Raw genomic sequence first — 2,204 nt, 5'->3', positions numbered from 1 at the left:
GCTCAGCGAGCCGACGCCGTCGGGCCCGTGCCTGCCGTCGCGGGCCGCCAGGTCGACGCCCGTCCCGTCCCACCGCTCACCGCCGGGCACGCCGCCCGTCTCACTCACGGTCTCGCGCAGCATGCCCAGCACGCCGTGCAGCTCCTCGATGCCCTGCCGGGCTGAGTCCTCGACCTGCTCCAGGGCTCGCGCCGCACGGTCGACGTCGGTGCCCAGCAGCGTGCGGGCCGCCGCCGCCTGCACCCCCATCATCGACACGTGGTGCGCGACGGCGTCGTGCAGCTCGCGGGCCAGGCGCAGCCGCTCGAGGCTCACGGCCTGCCGCTCGACCACCTGGCGCTCGATCTGCAGCAGCCGCCCGCGGTAGGCCGTGCGGGCACGCTCCCGGGCCGCGGTCCACGCGTGGTCGCCGAACCAGTAGGCGCCCGCGAAGTACAGGATGTTGGTGAGCAGCTGGATGAGCATGAAGGCCACCAGCGGGGAGAACACGCCGGCGCGGGACAGGTCGGGCATCGCGTCGGGGTCGGTGGCGCTGCGGAAGAGCGAGATGATCAGCCACGCGAACATCACCACGACGATGCCCAGGCGCACCCAGGTGGCCCGCGCGCGGTCCGGCTCCCACGCCCCCACCGTGTACAGGGCCATGAACAGCGTGATGTTGATGAACAGCGTCTCGGGGACGAGCAGCTCCGCGGTCACCATGAAGGCCACCGTGATCACCACGGCCACCACGCTCGGATAGCGGCGGCGCAGGGCGAGGGGGAGCGTCGCGGCGGCCAGGCACAGCAGCGCGACCCAGCCCTCGGCGGGCTCCTCGTAGAACCCGGTGGTGCGCTGCAGGACCATGCTCAGCAGGGCCCCGACCAGCAGGGCACCGGCGACCGCGGCGTCGTTGCGGACCTGGTCAGGGCCGACGGGCTCGCGCGCCCAGCCGTGCTCGTCCGGGTCCGGAGCGGCGACCACCAGCTCCGACGGTTCGCCCAGGGACCGGGGCGCGACATCAGCCCCGGTGGTCGTCGGTGAGCGGTCCACGGGGGCAACCGTAGAGGACTTCCGGGTCACCCGGGGGACCCGTCGAGCCAGGTCAGCACCGCGAGCACACGACGGTGGTCCGCGGAGGAGGACGGCAGGTCCAGCTTCATGAACAGGTTGCTGATGTGCTTCTCGACGGCGCCCTCGGTCACGACGAGCCGCCGCGCGATCGCGGTGTTCGACCGACCCTCGGCCATGAGCCCGAGCACCTCGCGCTCCCGCGGGGTGAGCGCCGCGAGGGGGTCGGCGGCCTGCCGGGGCACCAGCAGCTGGGCGACGACCTCGGGGTCGAGCACCGAACCACCGGCCGCGACCCGCTCCACCGCGTCCGACAGGGCGTCCAGGTCCTGGACCCGGTCCTTGAGCAGGTACCCGACCCCGCCGGCACCGCCCCCGCCGTCCCCGCCCGACGGCGTGGCGAGCAGGTCACGGGCGTAGGACTCCTCGACGTACTGCGAGAGCACCAGGACGCCCGTGCCGGGCACCTCCCAGCGGATCGCCACGGCGGCCCGGAGCCCGTCGTCGGTGAAGGTCGGCGGCATGCGGACGTCGACCACGGCCAGGTCCGGGCGGTGCGCGAGGACGGCCGGCAGCACCGCGTCGGCGTCGCCGACGGCGGCCACGACCGTGTGACCGGCCTCCTCGAGGAGCCGGACGAGGCCCTCGCGCAGCAGCACCGAGTCCTCGGCCAGCACGATCCGCATGGCGTCAGTGTGGTGCACCTGGGCCCTGGCCGGTGCGGTCCGGCCAGTCAGGTCCAGGGCAGGAGGGCGACGACGCGCGTCGGGCCGCCGTCGGGGCTGTGCACCGAGAACCTTCCGCCGAGCCCCTCGACCCGGTCTGCCAGGCCCGCCAGTCCGTGGCCCTTGCTGAGCATCGCGCCACCGGCGCCGTCGTCCTCGACCGCGACCTGGAGGCTCCCGGGCTCGCCCTGGGCCCCGCTCGACTCCTCGTGGCCCTCCAGCACCGACACGGTCACCGCCGCGGTGGAGGCCGACGCGTGCTTGGCGACGTTGGTGAGCGCCTCGGTGACCACGTAGTACGCGGCGCCCTCGGTCGCGGCGGCCGGGCGCCGACCCTCGGGCAGGTCCACCCGCACCGAGGTCGGCACGGCCGAACGGGCGACCACGGCCGTGAGGGCCGCCGCGAGCCGCCGGTCGGTGAGGATCGGC

The 2,204-nt window shown here is 74.6% G+C and carries 3 protein-coding genes; all 3 read right to left on the bottom strand.

Annotation, left to right across the window (positions count from 1 at the left end; all coding sequences use genetic code 11):
* A partial coding sequence (locus L0B03_RS16935) for a histidine kinase (RefSeq protein ID WP_250448046.1) occupies positions 1-1,032 on the bottom strand: 1,032 nt, incomplete at its 3' end.
* A 26-nt stretch (positions 1,033-1,058) separates the two neighbouring features.
* Positions 1,059-1,736: a response regulator transcription factor gene (locus L0B03_RS16930; protein ID WP_250448043.1), complete on the bottom strand. Its 678-nt coding sequence runs from the start codon at positions 1,734-1,736 to the stop codon at positions 1,059-1,061.
* A gap of 47 nt (positions 1,737-1,783) precedes the next feature.
* On the bottom strand, positions 1,784-2,204 hold a 421-nt coding region (locus L0B03_RS16925; RefSeq protein WP_374205018.1), incomplete at its 5' end, for a sensor histidine kinase.

It is taken from the genome of Actinotalea sp. C106 (genome assembly GCF_023630195.1).
Classification (GTDB): domain Bacteria; phylum Actinomycetota; class Actinomycetes; order Actinomycetales; family Cellulomonadaceae; genus Actinotalea.
The sequence above is the reverse complement of the archived record's forward strand: the minus strand, read 5'-3'. Positions and strand labels throughout refer to the sequence as shown.

Bases quoted from the DNA above. Each gene is read 5' to 3' on its own strand.
- L0B03_RS16930 (WP_250448043.1), bottom strand. From the start codon at position 1,736: ATGCGGATCGTGCTGGCCGAGGACTCGGTGCTGCTGCGCGAGGGCCTC.